This window comes from Variovorax sp. J2P1-31, assembly GCF_030317215.1.
Taxonomy (GTDB): Bacteria; Pseudomonadota; Gammaproteobacteria; order Burkholderiales; family Burkholderiaceae_C; genus Variovorax.
On sequence record NZ_JASZYA010000004.1, the window covers coordinates 554,737 to 578,811 of the forward strand.

The following is a 24,075-nucleotide window of genomic DNA, read 5'->3' on the forward strand; positions in this document are numbered from 1 at the left end:
ATGAGCACGCACGAGACACTGCTGTCGGCGAAATCGCTGTGCGCCTGGTACGGCGCCGCGCAGATCCTCTACGACGTCGACCTCGAGGTGCGGCGCGGCGAGGTGGTCGCGCTCATGGGCCGCAACGGCGCGGGCAAGTCGACCACGCTCAAGACGCTGATCGGCATGCTGGCCAAGCGCAAGGGCAGCGTGAGCTTCCTGGGCCAGGACATCTCCAGGAGCGAGCCGCACGTCGCGGCCCGCCTGGGCCTGGGCTTCGTGCCCGAGGACCGGCGCGTGTTCACCGATCTCACGGTGATGGAGAACCTCGAGGTCGGTCGCCAGCCTGAACGGCGCTGGAACGACGGCAGCGCTGCACCCGTGTGGACGCCCGAGCGGCTGTTCAAGCTGTTCCCCAACCTGGGCGAGATGCCCCACCGCCCCGGCGGCCGCATGAGCGGCGGCGAGCAGCAGATGCTCACGGTCGCGCGCACGTTGATGGGCAACCCCTACCTGGTGCTGCTCGACGAGCCCTCCGAAGGCGTGGCGCCGGTGATCGTCGAGCAGATGGCCAACATGATCCTGGAGCTCAAGGCGCAGGGCGTGAGCATCCTGTTGTCGGAGCAGAACATGCACTTCGCCGAGCTGGTGTCCGACCGGGCCTACGTGCTCGAGAAGGGCCAGATCCGCTACCAGGCCACGATGGCCGAACTGGCGGCGAACGACGAAGTCCGTCGCGCCTATCTCAGCGTCTGATCCCTTTCCTCATCACCTCGTCAGGAGTTCCACCATGCACCGCAGAACCGTTCTCCAAGCCGGCGCCGCCCTCGGGCTGGTCGCGCTGTCGCCGCAGCTCTTCGCCGCCGGCAAGCTCAAGCCCGGCGGCAAGGCCGCGCTGATCGTGGTCGACGTGCAGAACTGCTTCCTCGAAGGCGGCACGCTCGCGGTCAAGGGCGGCAACGAGGTGATCCCGGTGATCAACGCGCTGGCGCCGTCGTTCGAGAACATCGTGGTCACGCAGGACTGGCACACCGCGGGCCACGCCTCCTTCGCGAGCACCTATTCGGGCAAGAAGCCCTTCGAGACCACCAAGCTCAACTACGGCACGCAGGTGCTGTGGCCCGACCACTGCGTGCAGGGCACCGAGGACGCCGCGCTGGGCAAGGAGCTCAAGGTGCCGACCGCGCAGCTGATCATCCGCAAGGGCTTCCACAAGGAGATGGACAGCTACTCGGCCTTCGAGGAAGCCGACCACAAGACCGCGACCGGCCTGGCCGGCTACCTCAAGGCGCGCGGCATCAAGACCGTGTTCGTCACCGGCCTGGCCACCGACTTCTGCGTCGCCTGGACCGCGATGGACGCGCGAAAGGCCGGCTTCGAGGCCTACGTGATCGAGGACGCGACGCGCGGCATCGACCTCAACGGCTCGCTGGCCGCGGCCTGGAAGCAGATGGCGTCCAAAGGCGTGAAGCGCATCCAGTCCTCCGACATCGGCTAGGCCAGGCGCTGCGTTGGTCGAACTCGCCCTCGTCGTCAACTCGCGCGCGACCACGCTGGCCGTGTCGCACGAGGCGACGCTGCTCCATGTGCTGCGCAACGAACTCGGCCTCAACGGGCCGAAGTACGGCTGCGGGCTCGGGCAGTGCGGCGCCTGCACCGTGTGGGTCGACGGCGTGGCGGCGCGCAGCTGCGTGATTCCGGCGCATGGTGTGCATGGGCGAGAGATCACCACCTTGGAAGGACTGGGCTCGCGTGCCCAATGGCACCCCGTGCAGCAAGCCTTCGAGGACGCACAGGCCGCCCAATGCGGCTACTGCCTCAACGGCATGGTGATGCAGGCCGCGGCCCTGCTGGCGCGCGAGCCGCGGCCCAGCGAGGCGCGCATCCGCGCCGAACTCTCGGGCAACTTCTGCCGCTGCGGCACGCACGTCGAGATCGTGCGCGCGGTGCAGCTGGCGGCCGAAAGCATCGCCGGCGGCGCGGCATGAGCGCGCGGCGCGCCGACCTGCCGCACACCCGCGGCGACTTCCTCTCGGCCGAGGGCGTGCTGGTCGTGAGCCGGCCCACGCCGCCGCCGATGGCGCCGGCCAAGGGCCAGCCGATCGCGGTGGCGGGCAACCCGGCCGAAGGCGACGAGATCCTGATCGCGGTGTGGGACGACGGCAGCGTGACCGCCCTCAACGGCCACGTCGACCTGGGCACGGGCATCCGCACCGCGCTGGCGCAGATCGCGGCCGAGGAGCTCGACGTGCCGCTCGGTGCCTTGAACATGGTGCTGGGCGACACGGCGCGCGCGCCCAACCAGGGCGCGACCATCGCCAGCGCCTCGATCCAGATCCATGCCGTGCCCCTGCGCGCCGCCGCGGCGCAGGCGCGCGCCTGGCTGCTGGCGCGCGCGGCCGCGCACTTCGGCGTGGCGGTGGATGCGCTGCGCATCGACGACGGCGTGGTCAGCGTCAAGGCCGACGCGGCACAGCGCCTGCCGATCGGCGCGCTGGTCGCCGGCCAGCGCACCGTGCTCACGCTCGACCTCCATGCGCCGCTCAAGGATGCGGCCGACTACAGGCTGGTGGGCACGCGGCAGTCGCGCGTCGACATCCCGGCCAAGCTCGCGGGCGAGCTGGTGTTCGTGCACGACATGCGCGTGCCCGGCATGCTGCACGGCCGTGTGGTGCGCCCGCCCTATGCGGGCGCCGACCACGGCGACTACATCGGCAACACGCTGGAGTCGGTCGACGAGGCCTCGATCGCGCACATCCCCGGCATCCGCGCGGTGGTGGTGCTGCGCGACTTCGTCGGCGTGGTGGCCGAGCGCGAAGAACATGCCGAGCAGGCGATGCGCGAACTGCGCGTGCGCTGGAAGGCCTGGCCCGGCATGCCCGACCTGTCGGACGTGGCGCAGGCCTTGCGCGACAACCCCGCGACGCAGCGCCTGCTGGTCGACGACGGCGATGTCGACGGCGCCCTGGCGCGCGCCGCGCAGCCGATGCGCCGCACCTATGTGTGGCCCTACCAGATGCATGCGTCGATCGGGCCGTCGTGCGCGCTGGCCGACTGGTGCGCGGACGCGGCCGACGGTTTCCAGCTCAAGGTGTGGGCCGGTTCGCAGAACCCGCATGTGCTGCGCGCCGACCTCGCCAAGCTCATGGGCCTGCAGGACCTGCAGATCGACGTGGTGCGCATGGAGGCCGCGGGCTGCTACGGCCGCAACGGCGCCGACGACGTGGCGGCCGACGCCGCGCTGCTGGCGCGCGCGGTCGGTGCGCCGGTGCGGGTGCAGCTCTCGCGCGAGCAGGAACATGCGTGGGAGCCCAAGGGCGCGGCGCAGCTGATGGAAGTCAACGGCGGCCTCGATGCCGAGGGCGGCATCGCCGCCTACGACTTCGAGACTTCATACCCGTCGAACGGCGCGCCCACGCTGGCGCTGCTGCTCACGCGCACGGTCGAGCCGGTGGCGCAGGCCTACGAGATGGGCGACCGCACCGCGCGCCCGCCCTACACGGTCGACAACCTGCGGGTGAAGGTCAACGACATGGCGCCGATCGTGCGCGCCTCGTGGCTGCGCGGCGTGTCGGCGCTGCCCAGCTCCTTCGCGCACGAGTCGTACATCGACGAACTCGCGACCGCGGCCGGCGTCGACCCGGTGCAGTTCCGGCTGCGCCACCTGCACGACCCGCGCGCCGCCGAGCTGGTGCAGGCCACGGCGCAGAAGGCCGGCTGGCGCATGCGCACCGGGCCGCAGGAGAACGCCGACGGCGGGCTCGGAGAAGGCGGCGACATCCTTTTCGGTCAAGGCTTCGCCTACGCGCGCTACATCCACAGCAAGTGGCCGGGCTTCGGCGCGGCCTGGGCCGCCTGGGTGGCCGACGTGGAGGTCAACCGCGTGACCGGCGAGGTGCATGTGCGCCGCGTGGTGGTGGGCCACGACGCCGGGATGATGGTCAACCCAGCGGGCGTCGAGCACCAGATCCACGGCAACGTGATCCAGACCACCAGCCGCGCGCTGATGGAAGAGGTGCGCTTCGCGCCGCAGCAGGCCGGCGGCGCGCCCGCCGGCGAGCTCATGGCGGGCCGGCCCGCCTCGGGCGTGGTCGCCAACCGCGAGTGGGGCGGCTACCCGATCCTCAACTTCCGCCAGGTGCCGGTGATCGAGGTGATGCACATGCCGCGCCAGGGCGAAGCGCCGCTGGGCGCGGGCGAATCGTCCTCGGTGCCGGGCACGGCGGCGATCGCGAACGCGATCTTCGATGCGACGGGTGTGCGCTTCCGGTCGCCGCCGTTCACGCCGGAGACGGTGCTGGCCGCATTGAACCGAGCTTCGCTCCCTCCCCCTCCGGGGGAGGGCGGGGGTGGGGGCCTGCGGCCTGGGCGAGGGGAGGCTGTCGTGCCCCCATCCCCGCCTTCCCCCAAAGGGGGAAGGAGCAAGGCAGAGATGCCTTGGCCGCAACGCAAGGGCCTCTGGGCCACCGGCGCAGCGCTGGTCATCGGCGGCCTCGGCGTGGTCGCCGGTCTGCTGGGCTGGCGTTCGGCCATCGCGCCGGTGTCGCTCACCGCGCCGGTCTACAGCGCCACCACCATCGAGCGCGGTCGGGTGCTGGCCGCGATGGGCGACTGCGCGGTGTGCCACACGGCCGCGGGCGGCACGCCCAATGCGGGAGGCCGCGCGATGGACACGCCCTTCGGCACGATCTACACCACCAACCTCACACCCGATCCCGAGACCGGCCTGGGCCGCTGGTCCTTCAGCGCCTTCCAGCGCGCGATGCGCGAGGGCGTCTCGCGCGACGGCCACCACCTGTACCCGGCCTTTCCGTACACGGCCTTCGCCAAGACCACCGACGACGACCTGCAGGCGCTCTACGCCTACTTCATGTCGCTGCCGCCGGTGGTCGCCGCGACGCCGAAGTCGGACCTGAAATTCCCCTACAGCGTGCGCCCGCTGATGGCCGGCTGGAACGCGCTGTTCCACGATCCCGCGCCCTATGCGCCGGTCGCCACGCAGAGCGCCGAATGGAACCGCGGCGCCTACCTGGTCAATGGCCTGGGCCATTGCGGCGCCTGCCACACGCCGCGCAATGCGCTGGGCGCGGAGCAGGGCGGCAGCGCCTTCCTGTCGGGCGCGATGGCCGACGGCTGGGAAGCGCCCGCGCTCACCGGCCGCTCGAAAGCGGCCGTGCCGTGGGACGCCGAATCGCTCTACCGCTACCTGCGCAACGGCCACGCGCCCGCGCACGGCACGGCCGGCGGGCCGATGGCCGAGGTGGTGCGCGAACTGGCCCAGGTGCCCGATGCCGACATCCGCGCGATGAGCACCTACCTCGCCTCCTTCAACCCCGAGGTGCCCGATCCGCAGGCGCTCGCCACGCAGGCCGTGCAGGCCGCGGCCGCCCACAAGGGCCGCCTGATGGGCGCGCCGCAGCGCCTGTTCGACAACGCCTGCGCGGCCTGCCACCACGACGGCGACGGCCCGACGCTGCTGGGCGTGAACACGCCGCTGGCGCTCAACAGCAACCTCACGAGCGACCGGCCCGACAACCTGCTGCGCACCATCCTCGACGGGGTGCGCGAGCCGGCCTCGAAGGACATCGGCTTCATGCCCGCCTTCCGCGAGGCGCTCGACGATGCGCAGATCGCCGAGCTGGCCGGCTACATGCGCGCGCGCTTCGCGCCGCAGGCCGCGCCCTGGCCCGAACTGGCGAAGGACGTGGCGCGCGTGCGCGCCGCCACGCCGCCTTAACCCCTGGTCTTCGCGGACGCGAGCAGCGTCTCGATCTGCGCGTCCTTGAAGGCCCAGAGCTCGGCCAGCCAGCGGTGGAAGCTGCCGCGGAAGGCCGAGTCGGCCTCGTAGTCGCCCCGGCCCAGTTCGGCCGGGATCGGCACCTCGCGCGCGCGCAGCACCACGCGGGTGGTGCGGCCGCACAGGAAGTCCCAGAAGCTGGGCACGCCCTCGGGATAGACGATGGTCACGTCGATCAGCGACTGGAACTTCTCGCCCATCGCGTCCAGCGCCAGCGCCAGCGCGCCGGCCTTGGGCTTGAGCAGGTGGCGGTAGGGCGAGGACTGGCCCTGGTGCTTGGCGGCGGTGAAGCGCGTGCCCTCGGCGAAGTTCATCACGCTGGTGGGCACCAGCGCGAACTTCTCGCAGGCGCGGCGCGTGGTCTCGCGGTCCTGGCCGCGCAGCGCGGGGTTCTTGCGCAGGTCGGCCTTCGAATGGCGCTTCATGAAGGGGAAGTCCAGCGCCCACCAGGCCAGGCCGATCACCGGCACGTAGATCAGCTGCTGCTTGAGGAAGAACTTGAGCAGCGGGATGCGCCGGTTCATCGTGTGCTGCAGCACGAAGATGTCGACCCAGGACTGGTGGTTGGCATTCACCAGGTACCAGCCGCGGTAGGCCAGGCCCTCGACGCCCTGCACGTCCCAGGTGGTGCGCTGCGTGAGCCGCATCCAGCCGCTGTTGCAGGCGATCCAGGCGGTGGCGATGGCGTTGAGCACCGGGTCAATGCCGCGGCGTATGGCCGCGAAGGGCAGCAGCAGCTTGACCAGCGAGAGCAGCAGCAGCAACGCACACCAGAACAGCGTGTTGATCACCAGCAGCAGGCCGGCGATGACGCCGCGGACGAACGGGGGGAGGAATCCAAGCATGGGTGTCGGTGCGGAAGAGAGGAGAGGTGCGGCGCGCGCAGAAGGGTTGATTGTGCGCATGGCGCGAAGCCGGGAGATGATGCAGCGCAAACCGGCTCGCCAAAGCCCCTCGCTTCGCAGGTCCAACAGCAGGCGTTATCGTTGCGGGCTGCGTCGCCCGGGCCTTCGTCCGCGCGCGTCGCGTTCTTCCATTCCAAGATTCCAGAGACACACCATGCCCCTCGCCCTCGACATTTCCTCCGCCCTTCCGCGCGACGCCGCGACCGCCACGCTGGTCGGCCGGATCTGGCTGCCCGAAGTCGGGCCGGTGCTGGTCGCGGTGCATGGCGACCATCTGCACGACCTCTCGCGCGTGGCGCCCACCCTGAGCCAGCTGCTCGAAGGCGATGCCCCGGCGGTCGCGGTGCGCGCGGCGCTGGAAGACGGCATCGCGCCGCGCATCGCCGCGCTCGACGCGGTGATCGCCAACAGCGAAGAGAGCGCCCGCGATGCCACGCAGCCCTGGCTGCTCGCGCCCTGCGACCTGCAGGCGGTCAAGGCCAGCGGCGTGACCTTCGTCGAGAGCCTGCTCGAACGCGTGATCGAGGAGCAGGCCCGCGGCGACGCCTCGCGCGCCGAGGCCACGCGCCAGGCGCTGGGCAGCGTGCTCGGCGACAACCTCGCGGGCATCGTGCCGGGCTCGCCCGAGGCCGCGCGGGTGAAGGAGGTGCTGATCGCGCAAGGCGCGTGGTCGCAGTACCTCGAAGTGGGCATCGGCCCCGACGCCGAGATCTTCACCAAGGCCCCGGTGCTGGCGGCCGTGGGCACCGGCGCCGACGTGGGCATCCATGCGGGCTCGGTCTGGAACAACCCCGAGCCCGAGGTGGTGCTGGCCGTCAACAGCCGCGGCCAGACCCTGGGCGCGGCGCTGGGCAACGACGTCAACCTGCGCGACTTCGAAGGCCGCAGCGCGCTGCTGCTGGGCAAGGCCAAGGACAACAACGCTTCCTGTGCGATCGGCCCCTTCATCCGCTTGTTCGATGCCGGCTTCGGCATCGAGGACGTGCGCCGCATCACGGTGGCGCTGCAGGTCAGGGGCCCGGAGGGCTTCACGCTCGAAGGTTCGAGCTCGTTGTCGAAGATCAGCCGCGACCCGCTCGACCTGGTCGGCCAGGCCATCGGCGAGCACCACGACTACCCCGACGGCCTGATGCTGTTCCTGGGCACCATGTTCGCGCCCACGCAGGACCGCCACGGCCCGGGCCAGGGCTTCACCCACGTGGTGGGCGACCAGGTCACGATCTCGGCGCCCGAGCTCGGCGCGCTGGTCAACCGCGTGGTGCACGCCGACCAGGCGCCGCGCTGGACCTTCGGCATCACGGCGTTGATGCGCAACTTGGCCAAGCGCGGGCTGCTCTAGGAGCGCGCGCTGTTCAGCGCAGCGCGCGCCGGTACTGCACGGCCTCGGCCACGTGCGCCGGCTGCACCGCCTCGGCGCCCGCCAGGTCGGCGATGGTGCGCGCCACCTTGAGCGCGCGGTGCGTGCTGCGCGCCGACCAGCCCAGCCGGCTCGCGGCCGCGTGCAGCAGCTGCAGCCCCTCGGCCGCCAGCGAGGCGTGGCGGTCGATCGCCGTGCCCTGCAGCGCCTGGTTGGGCGTGCCCTGGCGCGCCATCGCACGCTCGCGCGCCACCGCGACGCGTGCGCGGATGGCGGCGCTCGACTCGCCCGGGGCCGCATCGAGCAACTGCTGCGGCGGGATCGCCGGCACTTCGACGTGCAGGTCGATGCGGTCGAGCAGGGGCCCGCTGAGCTTGCCCTGGTAGCGCGCCACCTGCTCGGGCGTGCAGCGGCAGGCCTTGAGGGCCGAGCCCAGGAAGCCGCAGGGGCAGGGGTTCATCGCGGCGATCAGCTGGAAGCGGGCCGGGAATTCGGCGCGCCGCGCGGCCCGCGCGATGGTGATGGTGCCGGTCTCGAGCGGCTCGCGCAGCGCCTCGAGCGCCGCGCGCGCGAATTCGGGGAACTCGTCGAGGAAGAGCACGCCCTGGTGCGCCATCGAGATCTCGCCCGGTCGCGGCGGCGAACCGCCGCCCACCAGCGCCACCGCGCTGGCCGTGTGGTGCGGGCTCGCGGTCGGACGGCACATCCAGCGTTCGATGGCGAAGCGGCCGCCGAGGCTGGCGATGGCCGCGCTCTCCAGCGCCTCCTCGACCGTCATCGGCGGCAGCAGGCCGGCGAAGCGCTGGGCCAGCATCGACTTGCCCGAGCCCGGCGGGCCCACCATCAGCAGGCCGTGCTGGCCGGCCGCCGCGATTTCGAGCGCGCGCTTGATGCCCGCATGGCCCTTGACGTCGGCCAGGTCGGGCCCGGGCGCGGTGGGCGCGCCGGGCTGCGCATGGACGCGCGCCCAGCCCTCGGCGGCGGGCGCGGCCGTGCCCTCGGCCTGCGCCAGGAACTGGCCGACCACGTCGAGCAGGTGCTGCGCGCCATAGATCTCGGCGCCGGGCACCAGCGCGGCCTCCTGCGCACTGTCGGCGGGCAGCACCAGCCGGGTCGCCACACCGCGCGTGTGCAGCGCCAGCGCCATGGCCAGCGCGCCCCGCACCGGCCGCAGGTGGCCCGAGAGTGAGAGCTCACCCGCGAACTCGTGGCCGGCCAGCCGGGTGGCATCGATCTGGCCGCTGGCCGCCAGGATGCCGAGCGCGATCGGCAGGTCGAAGCGGCCCGAATCCTTGGGCAGGTCGGCCGGCGCCAGGTTGACGGTGATGCGCTTGTTGTGCGGGAATTCCAGGCCCGCGTTCTGGATCGCCGAGCGCACGCGTTCGCGCGCCTCCTTGACCTCGACCTCGGCCAGCCCCACCAGCGTGAAGCTGGGCAGGCCGTTGGCCAGATGCACCTCGACGGTGACGCTGGCCGCTTCGAGCCCCAGCAAGGCACGGCTTTGCACCAAAGACAGACTCATTCCGCTCCCTTTCCCCAACATGGTGCGCAGTGGCGGCCTCGTGGGGGCACAGCTCACATTGGTGCGCAGCCTGGATTTGAAACACGCCGGTAACGCGGCGCAACCGTCTTCTCCCCCGATGGCCAGCCCGGTGACAGGCGGTCTGGCGCATTTGGCACGCTCCCTGCTTTGAGAAGGTTCCCCCCTACCTTCCAATTCCCCGAGGAGCCGTTCGATGATGCACCGTAAAACCGCCCAGGCCCTGGCCGTGGCTGCCCTTGCCGCCCTGCCGATGTTCGCGAGCGCCCAGCTCTCGGCCAACGTCGCCCTGACCAGCAACTACAAGTTCCGCGGCCAGGACCAGGATTCGAGCAAGAGCAAGGCCGTCAAGCCGGCGATCCAGGGCGGCTTCGACTACGCCTTCGGCGAGACCGGCTGGTACGTGGGCAACTGGAACTCCAGCGTCGACTGGCTGCCGGGCAACAGCATCGAGAGCGACCTCTACGGCGGCTACAAGTTCTCGGCCGGCGGCATCGGCTGGGACCTGGGCGCGCTGACCTACATCTACCCGGGCAACAAGAACGGCAACACCACCGAGCTCTATGTCGCCGGAAGCTACGGCCCGCTGACGCTCAAGTACTCGCACACCATCTCCAAGGACTACTTCGGCTGGGCCGGCGAGAACTCGGGTTCGGGCCTCAAGGGCCAGAACACCGGCTACCTGAACCTCGGCTTCGCCCAGGAAGTGGCGCCCTCGCTGACGCTCAAGGCCAACGTCGGCTACACCCGCTTCGCCAGCGACATCAAGGACCTGGGCGTGCCCAACTACGTCGACTACGCCGTGGGCGTGTCGTACGACTTCGGCAGCGGCGTGGCGCTCTACGGCGGCGTGCAGGGCGCCAACAAGAAGGCCTTCTTCGGCGACGTGAACAAGGCACGCGCCATCGTCACGCTCAGCAAGACGCTCTGAACAAAGAACAAGGCGCGGCCCATGCTGCCGCGCCGCCCCCTTTCATCTCCAGGAGAAATTCCATGAAGTTGGTCACAGCCATCATCAAACCATTCAAGCTCGACGAGGTGCGCGAAGCCCTCTCGACGATCGGTGTGCAGGGCATCACCGTGACGGAAGTCAAGGGCTTCGGCCGCCAGAAGGGTCACACCGAGCTCTACCGCGGCGCCGAGTACGTCGTCGACTTCCTGCCCAAGGTCAAGATCGAAGCGGCCGTGGCCGACGAACTGGTCGATCGCGTGATCGAGGCCGTGGAGGGCGCGGCGCGCACCGGCAAGATCGGCGACGGAAAGATCTTTGTCTACAACCTGGAGCAGGTCGTGCGCATCCGCACCGGCGAAACCGGCCGCGAGGCCCTCTGATTCCAGCGCATCACGGCACGAAAGAACAATCGACATGAAAAAACTGCTTGTCTCGTTGGCGCTCGGCTTGAGCGTGCTCACCGCCGGTGTCTCCGGCTTCGCCCAGACACCGGCCACGGCTGAACCCGCCGCGTCGGCGCCCGCAGCCGCCGCACCGGCCGCCGCGCCCGCCCCGGTCGCCGCCGCGGCCCCCGCTGCCGCTGCACCCGCCGCGGCCCCGGTTCCCAAGGTCGACTCCGGCGACACCGCCTGGATGCTGACCTCGACGCTGCTGGTCATCCTGATGACCATCCCTGGCCTCGCGCTGTTCTACGGCGGCCTGGGCCGCTCGAAGAACATGCTGTCGGTGCTGATGCAGGTCTTCGTCATCTTCTCGCTGATCAGCATCCTGTGGGCCATCTACGGCTACAGCCTGGCGTTCTCGGGCGACGGCAACTTCATCGGCGGTCTGGACAAGATCTTCCTGAAGGGCGTCACCACCGAGACCTTCGGCGCGCTGACGACCATTCCCGAACACGTGTTCATCGCCTTCCAGGGCACCTTCGCCGCCATCACCGTGGCGCTGATCGTGGGCGCCTTCGCCGAACGCGCCAAGTTCTCGGCCGTGCTGCTGTTCGCCGTGATCTGGTTCACCTTCAGCTACCTGCCGATGGCGCACATCGTCTGGGGCGGCGGCCTGCTGGGCAAGGACGGCGCGCTCGACTTCGCCGGCGGCACCGTGGTGCACATCAACGCCGGTATCGCCGGCCTGGTCGGTGCCTACATGGTGGGCAAGCGCCTGGGCTACGGCAAGGAAGCCTTCACGCCGCACTCGCTGACGCTGACCATGGTCGGTGCCTCGCTGCTGTGGGTGGGCTGGTTCGGCTTCAACGCCGGCTCGGCCGGTGCGGCCAACGGTGCGGCCGGCCTGGCTTTCATCAACACGGTGCTGGCCACCGCCGCCGCGACGCTGTCGTGGATCCTGGGCGAGAGCATGCACAAGGGCAAGGCCTCGATGCTGGGCGCCGCTTCGGGTGCCGTCGCCGGCCTGGTCGCCGTAACGCCGGCTGCCGGCTTCGTCGGCCCGATGGGTTCGATCGTGCTGGGCCTGCTGGCCGGCCTGGTCTGCCTGTGGGGTGTGAGCGGCCTCAAGCGCATGCTGGGCGCCGACGACGCGTTCGACGTGTTCGGCGTGCACGGCGTGGGCGGCATCCTGGGTGCCATCCTGACCGGCGTGTTCGCTTCGCAGAGCCTGGGCGGCACGGGTGGCCTGACCCCCGACACCTTCTCGATGGGCGCCCAGGTCTGGGTGCAGGTCAAGAGCGTCGTGTTCACCATCGTGTGGTCCGGCGTGGTGGCCTTCATCGCCTTCAAGATCGCCGACCTGGTCGTCGGCCTGCGTGTGACGGAAGAAGAAGAGCGCGAAGGCCTCGACATCTCCTCGCATGGCGAGACCGCATATAACAGGTAACACCCCCGAGGGTCCAGGCGCACTGCGTGTCGCCTGGCCCTTCCCCCTCAAGGGGGCAACACCGGCGGCCCGGCAGAGCCGGTTCCGCGGTGTTCCTGGAAGGGATAGACCGACGAGTTTTCTACGCGAGAGTCTCCTCGGATGTTCAGCCCGCAGCGCTTCGGCGTCGCGGGCTTTTTTTTGTCCGGGGAGGGCGCGTGCCGCGGTGCGGCAGGGGCTCAGCGCGTGGCGCGCAGGGCGGCGTTGATCTGGGCCGCGGCCTCGGTCAGCAGCGGCAGCTGTTCCTTGAGCATGCGCTGCTTGGAGTTGCGCTCCGCATGGCCCGCCACGTTGATCGCGGCCACGATCTGGCCGCTGCGGTCGCGCAGGGGCATGGCCACGGCCGTGAGGCCGCTTTCGAGTTCCTGGTTGACCCAGCAGTGGCCGTCCTTGTGCGCGCGCTGGATCAGCGCCTCGAGCCGGCCGATGTCGGTCTCGGAGCGCGGCGTGAGCGGCCGCAGGTCGCTCTGGCGCAGGCGTTCGGCGCGGTCGGCCTCGTCGAGGCCGCCCAGCAGGATGCGGCCGGTGGCCGTGGCCCAGGCCGGCAGCCGCGTGCCGACCGAGAGGTTGAGCGACATCACGCGCCGCGTCGAGGCGCGCGCCACATAGACCACCTCGTGGCCGTCGAGCACGCAGACCGAGCACGACTCGCCGGTCTTCTCGGCCAGGTCGACCACGTAGGGCTCGACGATGTCGGTGATCGGCAGGCCCGACAGGTAGGCATAGCCCAGCCGCATCACCTTGGGCGTGAGCCTGAAGCTGCGGCCGTTGTTGAGCGCATAGCCCAGGTGGCACAGCGTGAGCAGCAGGCGGCGCGCGGCGGCGCGGCTGACGCCCGCGATGGCCGCGACTTCCGACAGCGTGAGTTCGGGGTGCTCGGCATCGAAGGCGCCGATCACGGAGAGGCCGCGCGCGAAGGCGTCGACGTAGGTGCTGGATTCGACGGGGCGCGGTTCCAAGGGCGTGCAATCGGCGGGCTGAGAGGGCGCAAAGTCTAGCCCAGCCCGACGCGATCGCCGCGCCCCGTCACTCGGGCTGGATGCCCGCCGCGCGGATGGTGTCGCCGTAGCGCACCAGCTGCTCCTTCACCAGCTGGGTCAGGCCGGCGCCGTCGCTGGGCACCAGCTCGAAGCCCTGCTTCTCCAGCGTGCCCATCACGACCGGGTCCTTCATCGCGTCGTGGAAGGCCGCGCGCAGCTTGGCGACGCGGTCGGCCGGCGTGTTCGCGGGCGCGAAGAGCCCGGCCCACGAGGTGATGTTGAAGCCCTGCACGCCGGCCTCGGTGAGCGTGGGCACGTCCGGCAGCAGCGGGCTGCGCGCGCGCGAGGTGGTGGCCAGCACGCGCAGCTTGCCGGTTGCCAGGTGCGGAATGCCCAGCGCCGGATTGCCGAACATCACCTGCACCTGGTTGCTCAGCACGTCGAGGATCGCGGCCGGCTCGCCCTTGTAGGCCACGTGTTCCATGCGGATGCCGCTGATCGAATTGAACTGCAGCGAGGACACCAGCGCCGTGGTGTTGCCGGTCGCGAAGTTGAGCTGGCCCGGGCGCTTCTTCGCCACGTCGATCAGTTCCGCCACCGATTTGGCCGGCAGCCCCGCGTTGACGTAGAGGAAGAAGGTGTAGCGCCCGAGCGAGCTCACCGGCGCGAAGCTGGCCACCGGGTCGTAGGGCAGCTTCTTCTTCAGCGCGGGCGAGGCCGACAGCGCGCTGTTGGTGCCGTAGAGCAGCGTCAGCCCGTCGGGCCGCGCGCGTGCCACTTCCGAGGCCGAGATGATGCCGTCGCCGCCGGCCTTGTTGTCGACGATCACCGGCTGGCCCAGGCTGCGCGCGGCCGCGCTCGCCAGCGTGCGCGCGATGGTGTCGGAGGCCGAGCCCGGCGGGAAGGGGATCACCAGGCGCACGGGCGCATCGGGGAACGCGGCCTGGGCAGAGGCCAGGCCCGCCACCGAGGCGAGCAGGGCGGCACCGGCGACGGCGCGGAGGAAGAAGCGTGTGTTCATGAAAAAAAGACTCGCTGAAGGAGGAAGGTGGATGGCCCGCTCAGGGCCCGAAGCTCGAGCGCATCTGGATGCCCCAGGCGCCGTCGACGCGCGTGAGCACGTAGAGCGATTCGTAGATGCCGATCACCGAGCCGTCGCTGCGAAAGCGCGTGTAGCTCAGCGCGACGTGCGCCTTGGTCTCGCTGAACTGCACGAGCTCGCGCGTGCGCCAGCTGCTGTGGCGCCAGTCGTCCTCGGCCTGGAGCTTCTGGAACAGGTCCATCGGGTTGCTGCCTGCCGCTTCGTAGGTGCGCAGCTGCCCGCCCGCGAAGCGCACGTGCGGGAAGTGCATGGTCGCGTCCATCGCGGCGGCGTCGTGCGCATTGAGCGCGTCCATGAAGCGGTCGAGCACCGCGAAGCAGGCGGTCTGGGTGTCGTGTCGTTGATCGGGCATGCAGGTCCTGGAAGGCAAGGAAGAAAAAGGGATCAGGTCGAGCTCGCGAAACGCGCGACCGCGTCCGCGAAGGCCGCCGGCGCACCCAGGTTGCCCAGGTGCGCGACCGGCAGTTCGAGGTAGCGCGAGGCGCGCAGGCCGTCGTGCAGCGCGCGGCCCTGCTGCGGCGGGGTCGCGAGGTCGTGCGTGCCGGCGATCACCAGCGCCGGCACCGCGAGCGATGCGAGGCGCGGGCGGAAGTCGAAGTCCATCACCGCCTGGCCGCACTGCAGGTAGCCCTCGGCCTTCACCTGCGAGAACATGTCGCGCAGCAGCGCCACCGTGTAGGGCTCGGCTTCGGCCCGGGCCGGTGTGAGCCAGCGCGCGCTGCTGGCCTCGAACAGCGCCATCACGCCCTCGTCGCGGGCGCGCGCCAGGCGCTGGCGCCAGAAGTCGGCGGCGCCGAACTGCGCGGCGGTGTTGCTCAGCACCAGGCCCTGCACGCGCTCGGGCGCACGCGCGGCCAGCGCGAGCCCGATGGCGCCGCCCATCGACAGGCCGCAGTAGTGGCAGCGCGCGATGGCCAGGTCGTCGAGCAGCGCCAGCAGCGCCTCGGCGAGCGCACCCATGTCGAAGGGCGCGGGCCAGGCCGCGGTGCCGCCGTGGCCGGGCAGCTCGAAGCGCAGCACGCGGAAGTCGCGCCGCCAGGCCTCGACCTGCACATCCCAGAGCCGACCGTCGGTGCCCAGCGCGTTGCCCAGCACCAGCACCGGCGCATCCGCGCGCCCGTCGAGGCGGTAGGGAAGGCGGGCGTGGTCGATGGCGGGCATGGGCGTCCTTGGCGAAACAAAAAAGCAGTGCGATTCATTCTGTGCGCACAACGCACAAACGTGCGCATAGCGAATTATCGAATCGGCTTGGCGCTTTTGTCAAACCGGGGTCCGGGACGCGCGGCAGAATGCATCGCATGTGGAATGCAATCGAAGACTCTCTGTGCCAGCTCGGCGAATCCCCGTTCTGGCATCCGCAGGAACGCGCGCTGTACTGGATCGACATCGTGGCGCGCGAGGTGCTGCGCACGCGCGGCGAGGGCGCTTCGGCGACGGTCGAGCGCTGGCGCTTGCCCAGCGAGCCGGGCTGCATCGCACCCGCGCGCAGCGGTGGCCTGGTGCTGGCGCTGCGCGACGGCATCTACCGCGCGAAGGCCTGGGGCGGCGAACTGGCGCTGCTGGCGCGCGCCGACTACGACACCCGCACGCTGCGCTTCAACGACGGCAAGTGCGACCCGCTGGGCCGCTTCTGGGCCGGCACGGTGAACGAGGCCAAGGACGGGCCCAGCGCCGCGCTCTACTGCCTCGACGCGCGCGGCGGCCGCACGCCGGTGCTCACGCGGATGGCGGGCCAGGCCACCACGGCCAACGGCCTGGGCTTCTCGCCCGATGCGCGCACGCTCTACTGGGCCGACACGCCTTCGCATGCGGTCAAGGCCTGGGACTGGGCGATGGAGGCCAACGTGCTGTCGAACCCGCGCGAGTTCGCGCGCTTCGACGCCAAGCCCGCGGGCTGGACGCCCGAATCGCCGCAGCCCTACGACGGCCGGCCCGACGGCGCGACCGTCGACGCGGCGGGCCACTACTGGGTCGCGATGTTCGAGGGTGCGCAGCTCGTGCACTTCGATCCCGCGGGCCGAAGGATCGAGGCGCTGGCGCTGCCCGCGCAATGCCCGACCATGCCCTGCTTCGGCGGCGACGACCTGCGCACGCTGTTCGTCACCAGCGCGGCCAAGGGCCGCAGCGAGGCCGAGCGCGCGCGCCTGCCGGCCTCGGGCAGCGTGTTCGCCACGCGGGTCGCGGCGCCGGGCCTGCCGGTGCACTTCTTCGAGGACTGACCCGCTCCAGCGCGCCGAGCCCCGGCGGTACCATCGACCGCATGGACTCCGAGCTTCAAACGATCGCCGAGCGCATCCGCGCCGCCCATGCCCATGCCACGCCCTTGCGCATCCGCGGCGGCGGCACCAAGGACTTCTACGGCGAAGCGGCGCAGGGTGAGGTGCTCGACACCCGGGCGCTGGCCGGCATCCGCAGCTACGAGCCCAGCGAGCTGGTGGTCACGGTGCGCGCCGGCACCCTGCTGTCCGAGCTCGAAGCGCTGCTGGCCGAACAAGGCCAGTGCCTGCCCTTCGAGCCACCGCATTTCGGGGCCGGCGGCACCGTCGGCGGCATGGTGGCCGCGGGGCTCTCGGGGCCGGCGCGCGCCAGCGTGGGCGCGGTGCGCGACTATGTGCTGGGCGTCACGCTGGTCGACGGCCGCGGCGAGGTGCTGAGCTTCGGCGGCCAGGTGATGAAGAACGTGGCCGGCTACGACGTCTCGCGCGTGCTGGCCGGCTCGCTGGGCGTGCTCGGGCTGATCGCCGAGGTCAGCCTCAAGGTGCTGCCGGTGGCGCCGGCCGAAGCCACGCTGCGCTTCGAATGCGGCCAGGCCGAGGCGCTCGATCTGCTCAACGGCTGGGGCGGCCGGCCCCTGCCGCTCAACGCCAGCTGTTGGGTCGAGGACCAGGGCCGGGGCGTGCTCTACCTGCGGCTGCGCGGGGCGGTGGCGGCGGTCGATGCGGCCTGCGCGCAGTTGGGCGGCGAGCGCCAGCCCGATGCCGCGGCCGACTGGGACCTGTGCCGCGACCAGCGCCTGCCGTGGTTCACCGAGGCGGCCGGCGGGCACGAGCTGTGGCGCCTGTCGGTGCCGCAGACCGCGCCGGTGCTGGACCTCGGCGGCGATGCGCCGCCCCTGGTCGAGTGGCACGGCGGCCAGCGCTGGTACCGCGCGGCACCGGCCGAGGGCCCGCGGTTGCGCGCCGCGGCCGCCGCGGTCGGCGGCCATGCGACGCTGTTCCGCGCGGCCGGCGAGGCGGCATCGCCACTGCCGCGCTTCGAGCGCCCGTCGGCGCCGCTGATGCGCATCCATGCGGCCCTGCAGCAGGAGTTCGACCCGGCCGGCGTGTTCGACCGCGGCCGCCTGTACCGCCGCGACGCGACGGCGCCCTGACGCCAGCGCCATGCGCCGCCTGCTCCACCTCACCGGCCGGCATCGCACGGCCTCGGTCGACCGGATCTTCGGCCTGCTGCTGGCCTTCAATGCGGGCGCGGTGAATGCGGGCGGGCTGCTGGTGGTGCACATGTACACCTCGCACATGTCGGGCTTCGCCTCGCAGCTGGCCGACGGGCTGGTGCTGGGCAGCGTCTCGCTGCTGCTGGGGGCGCTGGGTGCGCTGCTGGCCTTCGTGGTCGGTGCCGCCTCGACCGCGGTGATCGTGCACTGGGCCCATCAGCACCATCTGCGCAGCGCCTTCGCCATGCCGCTGATGCTCGAGGCCGCGCTGCTGCTGGTCTTCGGCCTGCTGGGCGCGGTCACGCTGAGCTGGCCCACGCCCTTCGCGGTGCCGCTCACGGTGCTGCTGCTGGCCTACATCATGGGCCTGCAGAACGGCCTGAGCTCGAGCATGTCGCACGGCAGGATGCGCACCACGCACATGACCGGCCATGTCACCGACCTGGGCCTCGAGCTCGGCCGGCTGGTCTACCGCAACCAGCCCGGCACGCCGCCGGCGCAGCGGGTGCGCGCCAATCGCGCGGCGCTGCGCTTCTATGGCGGCCTGCTGGCGATGTTCATCGCGGGCGGCGTGGTCGGCGCGGCGGGCTTCAAGTACGTGGGCTTCGTCTGGGTCGTGCCGCTGGCCTCGCTGCTGCTCGCGCTGTCGCTGCCGCCGTTCCGGCGCGACCTGCGGCGCTCGGCCTACCTGCAGGCGCTGCTGGCCTCGCTCACGCGCCGGTTCCGGCGCGGTGCGCCGCCTTCGACCCCGCCGCCCGACAATCCCTAGAAGAACAAGACAAGCCCCACCATGCAAACAGAACTCGCCCCCGAATTCAAGGACAGCGCCGACGGCCGCGAGGCCGAGGCCATCCTGCGCAAATGCGTGCACTGCGGCTTCTGCACCGCGACCTGCCCGACCTACCAGCTGCTCGGCGACGAGCTCGACGGGCCGCGCGGGCGCATCTACCTGATCAAGCAGGTGCTCGAGGGCAAGGAACCCACGCGCAGCACCCAGCTGCACCTCGACCGCTGCCTGACCTGCCGCAACTGCGAGACCACCTGCCCGAGCGGCGTGCAGTACGGCCACCTGGTCGACATCGGCCGCAGGATCGTCGACGAGAAGGTGCCGCGTCCGGCGCTGGAGTCGGCCACGCGCTGGCTGCTGAAGGAGGCGCTGCCCTCGCCGCTGTTCGGCCCGGCGATGAAGCTGGGCCAGTCGGTGCGCGGCCTGCTGCCGGCGGCGTTGAAGGCCAAGGTGCCCGCCAGGCAGGACGCCGGCACCTGGCCCACGCGCACCCATGCGCGCCAGGTGCTGATGCTCGCGGGCTGCGTGCAGCCGTCGATGATGCCCAACATCAACAGCGCGACCGCGCGCGTGCTCGACGCCGCCGGCATCCAGACGCTGGTCGCGCCCGAGGCCGGCTGCTGCGGCGCGGTGAAGTTCCACCTCAACGACCAGGAGGGCGGCAAGGCGCAGATGCGCGCCAACATCGACGCCTGGTGGCCCCAGGTCGACGGCGGCGCGGTCGAGGCGATCGTGATGAACGCCTCGGGCTGCGGCGTCACGGTGCGCGAGTACGGCCATCTGCTGCGCGACGACCCCGCGTATGCGCACAAGGCCGCGCGCATCAGCGCGCTCACGCGCGACCTGAGCGAATTGCTGCCCGAGCTGGTGCCGGTGCTCCGGTCGCGCGTCAAGGCGCCGCAGGGCGTGGTCGCCTACCACCCGCCCTGCACGCTGCAGCACGGCCAGAAGCTGCGCGGCGGCGTCGAGCTCCACCTGCGCGCGCTGGGCTTCGACGTGCAGGTCGCGAAGGTCGAGGCCAACCTGTGCTGCGGTTCGGCCGGCACCTATTCGGTGTTGCAGCCCGAATTGGCCTACCCATTGCGCGACCGAAAACTCGGGCATCTGCAGCAATTGCAGCCCACGGTCATTGCGTCGGCCAACATCGGCTGCATCACGCATTTGCAAAGCGGGAGCGCGGCGCCGGTGCGACATTGGGTCGAATTGCTGGACAGCGCTTTGTCCAATTGAGAACGAAACGCTCTTTCCATTGAATGGAAAGTCGTAATTGACAATTCATTAAGGCTCGCCAGAAAATGGATCGATGTCCCTGGCGGCGCCGCGAATTGAATACCACAGCACCGACGATCTGGCGCCCGGCGACCGCTTCGGCTTCTGGGCCGACGAACTCGGCCGCAAGATCGGCCTGGCCCGCTACGACAGCCCGCAGCGCTCGGCGTTCAGGCAGAGCCTGAACATCCTGGATGCCGGCCCGATCTGCGTCATGCGCGCGCAGGGCAGCGGCGTCGACCTCTACCGCTCGCAGCACAGCCTGTTCAAGGACGCGGCCGAGTACTCGCTGCAGCTGGTGCTCAAGCTGGGCGGCGAAGGCGGTTCGCTGATCGAGCAGGGCCACCGGACGACCACGTTCCGGACCGGCGACCTGGTGGTGAACGATTCGCGCCAGGCGCTGCGCCTGTGTTCCGGGCAGGCCACCGACGCGCTGCTGATCGGCCTGTCGGCGCCGCTCGTGACCCGCTGGCTGGGCCCGGCCGAGCAGATCGCCGGCCACCGCTTCGACACCCGGCGGGGCTGGGCCGCGATGCTGGCGGGCTACCTGCGCGCGCTGCAGATCGACCACCTGGCCACCGTGGCCGATCCTCGGCAGCAGACCCTGGTGGCGGACCATGTGCTCTCGCTGCTGTCCTTCGCGATGGCGCAGGAGGGGCTGCTGAAGGACGGCCGCGAGCCCGTCTCGCCGCGCGACCAGGTGCTCCACCGCCGGATGCTCGCGTGCATCGGCGAGCGCTACGCCGACACCGCGTTCGACGCCTCGGCCCTGGCCGCGCAATTCAACGTGTCGGTGCGCTACGTGCACAAGGTGTTCGCCTCGGCCGGGCGCGGCAGCACCTTTCTCGGCACCTTGCGGCAGGAGCGGCTGGCGGCGGCCGACCGCATGCTGCGCACGCGCGCGCCCTCGACGACGGTGGCGGATATCGCCTGGCAATGCGGTTTTGCCGACCCGGTGAATTTCGGCCGTGTGTTCCGTCAGCAGAAGGGCATCACGCCCGGCGCGCTGGCACGGAAATCCGACCTAATTCACGAAGCCTCGCCGTCGAATTGAATCGCCTCGTCTTTGCGGCATCGCGCGGCCAAAGGTCCATGAGAATGCGCGGATGGACCAACTCGCCGCCATGAAATCCTTTCGCGCCGTGGTGGAGACCCAGGGCTTCTCCGCCGCGGCGGCGCAGCTGCAGATTTCCCACACGGCGGTCTCGCGCCAGGTGCAGCAGCTCGAGGCCCTGCTGGGCGTGCAGCTGCTCAACCGCACGACGCGGCGCTTCGCGCTCACCGAGGCGGGCCAGACCTACTACGCGCACAGCCAGCAGATCCTCGACCAGCTCGAGCAGGCCGCGTTCGCGGTCACGCAGCACCAGGGCAAGCCCTCGGGGGTGCTGCGCATCAATGCGCCGATGTCCTTCGGGCTGGAGGAGCTCTCGCTCTGGCTGCCGGCCTTCCTGGCCGCCCATCCCGGGGTCTCGGTGGACCTGGTCTGCAACGACCGCTTCGTCGACCTGATCGAGGAAGGCTTCGACGTCGCGCTGCGGCTCGCCTACCAGCTGTCGGACTCGACGCTGGTGGTGAAACGCCTCGCGGTCTGCGACGAGTGGTGGGTCGCCACGCCCGGCTACCTGCGGCGGCACGGCACGCCGCAGGTGCCGGCCGACCTGGCCGCGCACAACTGCCTGGTCTATTCGCTGATGCAGAAGGCCACCCAGCCGCATTTCATCGGGCCCGACGGCGCCGGCCACAGCGTCACGGTCCGGGGCAGCCTGCAGGCCAACAGCGGCATCGCGCTGCGCGCCGCGGCCATGGCGGGCCTGGGCCTGGCCCTGTCGCCGGCCTTTCTGGTGCACCGCGAGGTCGCGCGCGGCGAGCTGGTGCGCGTGCTGGGCGACTACCGGCAACCGCCCCTGACGCTGAGCGCCCTCTATCCGCAGAGCCGCCACCTGTCGCCTAAGGTGCGCGCGCTGGTCGACTACGCGGCCGAACACTACCGCACGCCGCGCTGGTAGGCCCCAGGCCTCCGGCCCGGCGCGGGCACGGTTCAGGCGCACGGCGCACCCGGATGTGGACGGTTCTTCCATCGCTGCACGAATTGCATATCGGCAGTTCCCGATCCGACTAACGCTGCGCGCGGCCTAAAACTAAAGTCTGAGCATGCCGCGCCATCTGTCATGCAGCCCTGCGGCAACGGGTCTGAGGAGGTCCGGGCTGTGCAGGAGTTCACTATGCAATCCAAGCTTTTTCGGCGGCAGCGCATCGCGATCCTCGATCCGGATCTGCGTGGCCGCGAGCATGCGCGCCGCGTGATCCGGGCCACGGGCCACGCGCCCTACGTCTTTGCCAGCATCGAGGAAATGCAGGAGGTGGACGCCACCGAGCGTCCCTTCGCGATGGCCTACCTGGGATGCGCGTCGGGCGACGAGGCGATCGAACAGACGGTGCGCGAGGTGCGCGCCTGCCTGGACGACACGGTGCCCCTGCTGCTGGCCGTCAAGCCCGTGGCCGTCCGGCGCGTGGCGCAGGCGCCCACGGTCGCCGCCGACCATGTGATGCCGCTGCAGCCGCGTTTTTGCGAGCTGTACCTCGAAATCTCGGACTTCATGTGGGCGCACGGGCCCCATCCGCAGCAGACCTCGCTGAACTGGGGCGAATTCCGCTTTCGGCCGGCCGCCCGGACGGTCCAGATCGGCGAGGCCTTGCCGATGTCGCTGTCCATCTTCCATTTCGAGCTGGCGCTGGAGCTGTTCCACAACCTGGGCCGCAGCCTCTCGCGGAGCTGGTTGAACACCATGCTGGCGCCACCCTCGCGCGCCATCTCCGCCTCGGCGCTCCAGGAGGGCGTGAGCCGCGTGCGGCACCTGCTGGCCCTGCAGACGCCCGCCGCCTGGCAGATCCAGTCGCTGGAGGATGGGGCGGTCCGGCTCGCGGCGGTCCCGCCCGAGGCCGGTCGGCCCGCGCTGGGCTCGGCGGTCCTGCGCATGGCGAGCCGGGCACGGGTCGGCCATGGCTTTCAGAGCCTGGTGACGCTTTCCTGAGCGGGCGCCCAGGACGATTCGGCGCACGGCCGAATGCGCCGTGCGCCGACGCGGCGGGCCTCGGCGGTGGGCGAACATCGCATGCGTTCACCCTGTTGTTGGAGTTTCGTCATGACTTCTCTCGCCTTGCACCTGCGCCGTGGGCTGATGGCCTGCGCCGCACTGTCCCTTTCGACTGTCGCCCTGGCCCAGCCGGCGGGTCCGTTGCCGCCGATGCGCGGCGAGGGCGCCGCGCGCTACGCCTGCGGCGGCATCGGGCTGGACGAATCGACGGCCTTCCGGGCCGCGATGAAGGACCATCCGCTGTCGCTGCTGTTCGCGCGCGCCGACGGCGCCTATGTGGCCGAGGTGCGGGTGCGCATCGAGGGCACCGACGGCCGCCCGGTGCTGGCCCTGCGCGCCGGCGGCCCGGTCTGCCTGATCGACCTGCCGGCCGGCCGCTACGTGGTCCACGCGGAGGCGGAGGGCGAAGTGAAGCAGCAGTCCGTCACGGTCGGCACCGGCAACAAGACCGCGGATTTCCGCTTCGGCGGCAAGGGCTGAGGGGGCCGCGGGCCTCAGCCCGCGAGCGCCTTCTCGATGTCCTGGGCCAGCGAGGCCGGCTTGTCGAGCGGCGCATAGCGCTTGAGCACCTGGCCGTCGCGGCCCACCAGGAACTTGGTGAAGTTCCACTTGATGGCGGTGCTGCCCAGCAGCCCCGGCTTTTCCTTCGTGAGCCAGCGGTACAGCGGCGCCGCATGGGCGCCGTTGACGTCGATCTTCTCCATCATCGGGAAGCTCACGCCGTAGTTCTTCGTGCAGAAGGCCCCGATCTCCTCGTTGCTGCCCGGGTCCTGCGAGCCGAACTGGTTCGACGGGAAACCCAGCACGATCAGGCCCTCCTTCGCATACTGCTGGTGCAGCGCCTCGAGGCCGGCGAACTGTGGCGTGAAGCCGCACTGGCTCGCGGTGTTGACGATCAGCAGCACCTGGCCGCGGTAGGCGCCGAGCGCCACCGGCTGGCCGTCGATGCGTTGGGCTTCGAAGTCGTAGACGGTGGTCATGCGGTGTTCCGGTGGGGCGGGCTCGAATCG

General features: G+C 70.8%; 23 protein-coding genes. 16 read left to right on the top strand and 7 right to left on the bottom strand.

Annotated elements, in window-relative coordinates:
• From QTI20_RS28085 to QTI20_RS28100, 4 genes are read left to right on the top strand one after another with little or no spacing between them, the layout of a single operon-like run.
• Complete coding sequence (locus QTI20_RS28085; protein ID WP_286554983.1) at nt 1-735, top strand: ABC transporter ATP-binding protein; 735 nt, start codon at nt 1-3, stop codon at nt 733-735.
• Between the two features lie 34 nt (nt 736-769).
• Nucleotides 770-1,477 carry a bifunctional nicotinamidase/pyrazinamidase gene (pncA, locus tag QTI20_RS28090; RefSeq protein ID WP_183029120.1) on the top strand — a complete coding sequence of 236 codons (708 nt, stop codon included), beginning with the start codon at nt 770-772 and terminating at the stop codon, nt 1,475-1,477.
• Nucleotides 1,478-1,490: 13 nt separating this feature from the next.
• On the top strand, nt 1,491-1,967 hold the full coding sequence (locus QTI20_RS28095; RefSeq protein WP_286554982.1) for a (2Fe-2S)-binding protein: 477 nt from the start codon (nt 1,491-1,493) through the stop codon (nt 1,965-1,967).
• On the top strand, nt 1,964-5,716 hold the full coding sequence (locus tag QTI20_RS28100; protein WP_286554981.1) for a molybdopterin cofactor-binding domain-containing protein: 3,753 nt from the start codon (nt 1,964-1,966) through the stop codon (nt 5,714-5,716). The genes QTI20_RS28095 and QTI20_RS28100 overlap by 4 nt, the downstream gene beginning before the upstream one ends.
• Here QTI20_RS28100 and yihG read toward each other — a convergent pair.
• Nucleotides 5,713-6,621 carry a 1-acylglycerol-3-phosphate O-acyltransferase, YihG family gene (gene yihG / locus QTI20_RS28105; protein WP_286554980.1) on the bottom strand — a complete coding sequence of 303 codons (909 nt, stop codon included), beginning with the start codon at nt 6,619-6,621 and terminating at the stop codon, nt 5,713-5,715. The genes QTI20_RS28100 and yihG overlap by 4 nt on opposite strands.
• A 214-nt stretch (nt 6,622-6,835) precedes the next feature.
• On the opposite strand from yihG, the gene QTI20_RS28110 reads away from it, so the two are divergent.
• Nucleotides 6,836-8,020: a fumarylacetoacetate hydrolase family protein gene (locus QTI20_RS28110; protein WP_286554978.1), complete on the top strand. Its 1,185-nt coding sequence runs from the start codon at nt 6,836-6,838 to the stop codon at nt 8,018-8,020.
• 13 nt (nt 8,021-8,033) lie between these two features.
• Here QTI20_RS28110 and QTI20_RS28115 read toward each other — a convergent pair whose 3' ends face one another.
• Nucleotides 8,034-9,560, bottom strand: a complete 1,527-nt coding sequence (locus QTI20_RS28115; RefSeq protein WP_286554976.1) for a YifB family Mg chelatase-like AAA ATPase — start codon at nt 9,558-9,560, stop codon at nt 8,034-8,036.
• Between the two features lie 217 nt (nt 9,561-9,777).
• Between QTI20_RS28115 and QTI20_RS28120 the strand changes: the two genes are divergently transcribed.
• From QTI20_RS28120 to QTI20_RS28130, 3 genes are all read left to right on the top strand, one after another.
• Complete coding sequence (locus QTI20_RS28120) at nt 9,778-10,509, top strand: TorF family putative porin (protein ID WP_183029152.1); 732 nt, start codon at nt 9,778-9,780, stop codon at nt 10,507-10,509.
• Between the two features lie 62 nt (nt 10,510-10,571).
• Nucleotides 10,572-10,910, top strand: coding sequence for a P-II family nitrogen regulator (gene glnK, locus QTI20_RS28125; RefSeq protein ID WP_183029109.1), 339 nt, complete (start codon nt 10,572-10,574; stop codon nt 10,908-10,910).
• 34 nt (nt 10,911-10,944) lie between these two features.
• Nucleotides 10,945-12,360, top strand: a complete 1,416-nt coding sequence (locus QTI20_RS28130; protein WP_286554973.1) for an ammonium transporter — start codon at nt 10,945-10,947, stop codon at nt 12,358-12,360.
• Nucleotides 12,361-12,578: 218 nt separating this feature from the next.
• On the opposite strand, the gene QTI20_RS28135 is transcribed toward QTI20_RS28130, so the two are convergent.
• From QTI20_RS28135 to pcaD, 4 genes are all read right to left on the bottom strand, one after another.
• Complete coding sequence (locus QTI20_RS28135) at nt 12,579-13,358, bottom strand: IclR family transcriptional regulator domain-containing protein (protein WP_286554971.1); 780 nt, start codon at nt 13,356-13,358, stop codon at nt 12,579-12,581.
• Between the two features lie 67 nt (nt 13,359-13,425).
• A complete protein-coding gene (locus QTI20_RS28140) occupies nt 13,426-14,400 on the bottom strand; it encodes a Bug family tripartite tricarboxylate transporter substrate binding protein (protein WP_286554969.1) in 975 nt (324 codons plus the stop codon).
• Between the two features lie 40 nt (nt 14,401-14,440).
• Complete coding sequence (locus tag QTI20_RS28145; protein WP_286554968.1) at nt 14,441-14,833, bottom strand: hypothetical protein; 393 nt, start codon at nt 14,831-14,833, stop codon at nt 14,441-14,443.
• A gap of 32 nt (nt 14,834-14,865) precedes the next feature.
• On the bottom strand, nt 14,866-15,642 hold the full coding sequence (pcaD, locus tag QTI20_RS28150; RefSeq protein ID WP_286554966.1) for a 3-oxoadipate enol-lactonase: 777 nt from the start codon (nt 15,640-15,642) through the stop codon (nt 14,866-14,868).
• 137 nt (nt 15,643-15,779) lie between these two features.
• Between pcaD and QTI20_RS28155 the strand changes: the two genes are divergently transcribed.
• The 8 genes from QTI20_RS28155 to QTI20_RS28190 all read left to right on the top strand — a co-directional run bounded on the left by QTI20_RS28155 (nt 15,780) and on the right by QTI20_RS28190 (nt 23,545).
• Nucleotides 15,780-16,700 (top strand): SMP-30/gluconolactonase/LRE family protein, encoded by a 921-nt coding sequence (locus QTI20_RS28155; RefSeq protein WP_286554963.1) that lies wholly within the window; start codon nt 15,780-15,782, stop codon nt 16,698-16,700.
• A 41-nt stretch (nt 16,701-16,741) separates the two neighbouring features.
• Nucleotides 16,742-17,851: a glycolate oxidase subunit GlcE gene (gene glcE, locus QTI20_RS28160; protein ID WP_286554961.1), complete on the top strand. Its 1,110-nt coding sequence runs from the start codon at nt 16,742-16,744 to the stop codon at nt 17,849-17,851.
• Nucleotides 17,852-17,861: 10 nt separating this feature from the next.
• Nucleotides 17,862-18,683, top strand: coding sequence for a YoaK family protein (locus tag QTI20_RS28165; protein ID WP_286554959.1), 822 nt, complete (start codon nt 17,862-17,864; stop codon nt 18,681-18,683).
• Between the two features lie 21 nt (nt 18,684-18,704).
• Complete coding sequence (gene glcF / locus QTI20_RS28170) at nt 18,705-19,931, top strand: glycolate oxidase subunit GlcF (RefSeq protein ID WP_286554958.1); 1,227 nt, start codon at nt 18,705-18,707, stop codon at nt 19,929-19,931.
• 73 nt (nt 19,932-20,004) lie between these two features.
• A complete protein-coding gene (locus QTI20_RS28175) occupies nt 20,005-21,024 on the top strand; it encodes an AraC family transcriptional regulator (protein ID WP_286554956.1) in 1,020 nt (339 codons plus the stop codon).
• A 70-nt stretch (nt 21,025-21,094) separates the two neighbouring features.
• Complete coding sequence (locus QTI20_RS28180; protein ID WP_286554955.1) at nt 21,095-21,976, top strand: LysR family transcriptional regulator; 882 nt, start codon at nt 21,095-21,097, stop codon at nt 21,974-21,976.
• 216 nt (nt 21,977-22,192) lie between these two features.
• Entirely contained in the window at nt 22,193-23,002 is an 810-nt protein-coding gene (locus tag QTI20_RS28185; RefSeq protein WP_286554952.1) for a hypothetical protein, read from the top strand.
• 111 nt (nt 23,003-23,113) lie between these two features.
• On the top strand, nt 23,114-23,545 hold the full coding sequence (locus QTI20_RS28190) for a carboxypeptidase regulatory-like domain-containing protein (protein WP_286554951.1): 432 nt from the start codon (nt 23,114-23,116) through the stop codon (nt 23,543-23,545).
• Between the two features lie 14 nt (nt 23,546-23,559).
• On the opposite strand, the gene QTI20_RS28195 is transcribed toward QTI20_RS28190, so the two are convergent.
• Nucleotides 23,560-24,045: a glutathione peroxidase gene (locus QTI20_RS28195; RefSeq protein WP_286554948.1), complete on the bottom strand. Its 486-nt coding sequence runs from the start codon at nt 24,043-24,045 to the stop codon at nt 23,560-23,562.
• Nucleotides 24,046-24,075 lie beyond the last annotated feature (30 nt).

What these genes read in the sequence shown, in the direction of transcription:
- QTI20_RS28085 (WP_286554983.1), top strand. Translation starts at nt 1, where the DNA reads ATGAGCACGCACGAGACACTGCTGTCGGCGAAATCGCTGTGCGCCTGG.
- QTI20_RS28165 (WP_286554959.1), top strand. Translation starts at nt 17,862, where the DNA reads ATGCGCCGCCTGCTCCACCTCACCGGCCGGCATCGCACGGCCTCGGTC.
- QTI20_RS28155 (WP_286554963.1), top strand. Translation starts at nt 15,780, where the DNA reads ATGTGGAATGCAATCGAAGACTCTCTGTGCCAGCTCGGCGAATCCCCG.
- pcaD (WP_286554966.1), bottom strand. Translation starts at nt 15,642, where the DNA reads ATGCCCGCCATCGACCACGCCCGCCTTCCCTACCGCCTCGACGGGCGC.
- glcE (WP_286554961.1), top strand. Translation starts at nt 16,742, where the DNA reads ATGGACTCCGAGCTTCAAACGATCGCCGAGCGCATCCGCGCCGCCCAT.
- QTI20_RS28140 (WP_286554969.1), bottom strand. Translation starts at nt 14,400, where the DNA reads ATGAACACACGCTTCTTCCTCCGCGCCGTCGCCGGTGCCGCCCTGCTC.
- QTI20_RS28175 (WP_286554956.1), top strand. Translation starts at nt 20,005, where the DNA reads ATGTCCCTGGCGGCGCCGCGAATTGAATACCACAGCACCGACGATCTG.
- QTI20_RS28195 (WP_286554948.1), bottom strand. Translation starts at nt 24,045, where the DNA reads ATGACCACCGTCTACGACTTCGAAGCCCAACGCATCGACGGCCAGCCG.
- QTI20_RS28190 (WP_286554951.1), top strand. Translation starts at nt 23,114, where the DNA reads ATGACTTCTCTCGCCTTGCACCTGCGCCGTGGGCTGATGGCCTGCGCC.
- QTI20_RS28180 (WP_286554955.1), top strand. Translation starts at nt 21,095, where the DNA reads ATGAAATCCTTTCGCGCCGTGGTGGAGACCCAGGGCTTCTCCGCCGCG.
- yihG (WP_286554980.1), bottom strand. Translation starts at nt 6,621, where the DNA reads ATGCTTGGATTCCTCCCCCCGTTCGTCCGCGGCGTCATCGCCGGCCTG.
- QTI20_RS28115 (WP_286554976.1), bottom strand. Translation starts at nt 9,560, where the DNA reads ATGAGTCTGTCTTTGGTGCAAAGCCGTGCCTTGCTGGGGCTCGAAGCG.
- QTI20_RS28110 (WP_286554978.1), top strand. Translation starts at nt 6,836, where the DNA reads ATGCCCCTCGCCCTCGACATTTCCTCCGCCCTTCCGCGCGACGCCGCG.
- glcF (WP_286554958.1), top strand. Translation starts at nt 18,705, where the DNA reads ATGCAAACAGAACTCGCCCCCGAATTCAAGGACAGCGCCGACGGCCGC.
- glnK (WP_183029109.1), top strand. Translation starts at nt 10,572, where the DNA reads ATGAAGTTGGTCACAGCCATCATCAAACCATTCAAGCTCGACGAGGTG.
- QTI20_RS28120 (WP_183029152.1), top strand. Translation starts at nt 9,778, where the DNA reads ATGCACCGTAAAACCGCCCAGGCCCTGGCCGTGGCTGCCCTTGCCGCC.
- QTI20_RS28100 (WP_286554981.1), top strand. Translation starts at nt 1,964, where the DNA reads ATGAGCGCGCGGCGCGCCGACCTGCCGCACACCCGCGGCGACTTCCTC.
- pncA (WP_183029120.1), top strand. Translation starts at nt 770, where the DNA reads ATGCACCGCAGAACCGTTCTCCAAGCCGGCGCCGCCCTCGGGCTGGTC.
- QTI20_RS28130 (WP_286554973.1), top strand. Translation starts at nt 10,945, where the DNA reads ATGAAAAAACTGCTTGTCTCGTTGGCGCTCGGCTTGAGCGTGCTCACC.
- QTI20_RS28185 (WP_286554952.1), top strand. Translation starts at nt 22,193, where the DNA reads ATGCAATCCAAGCTTTTTCGGCGGCAGCGCATCGCGATCCTCGATCCG.
- QTI20_RS28145 (WP_286554968.1), bottom strand. Translation starts at nt 14,833, where the DNA reads ATGCCCGATCAACGACACGACACCCAGACCGCCTGCTTCGCGGTGCTC.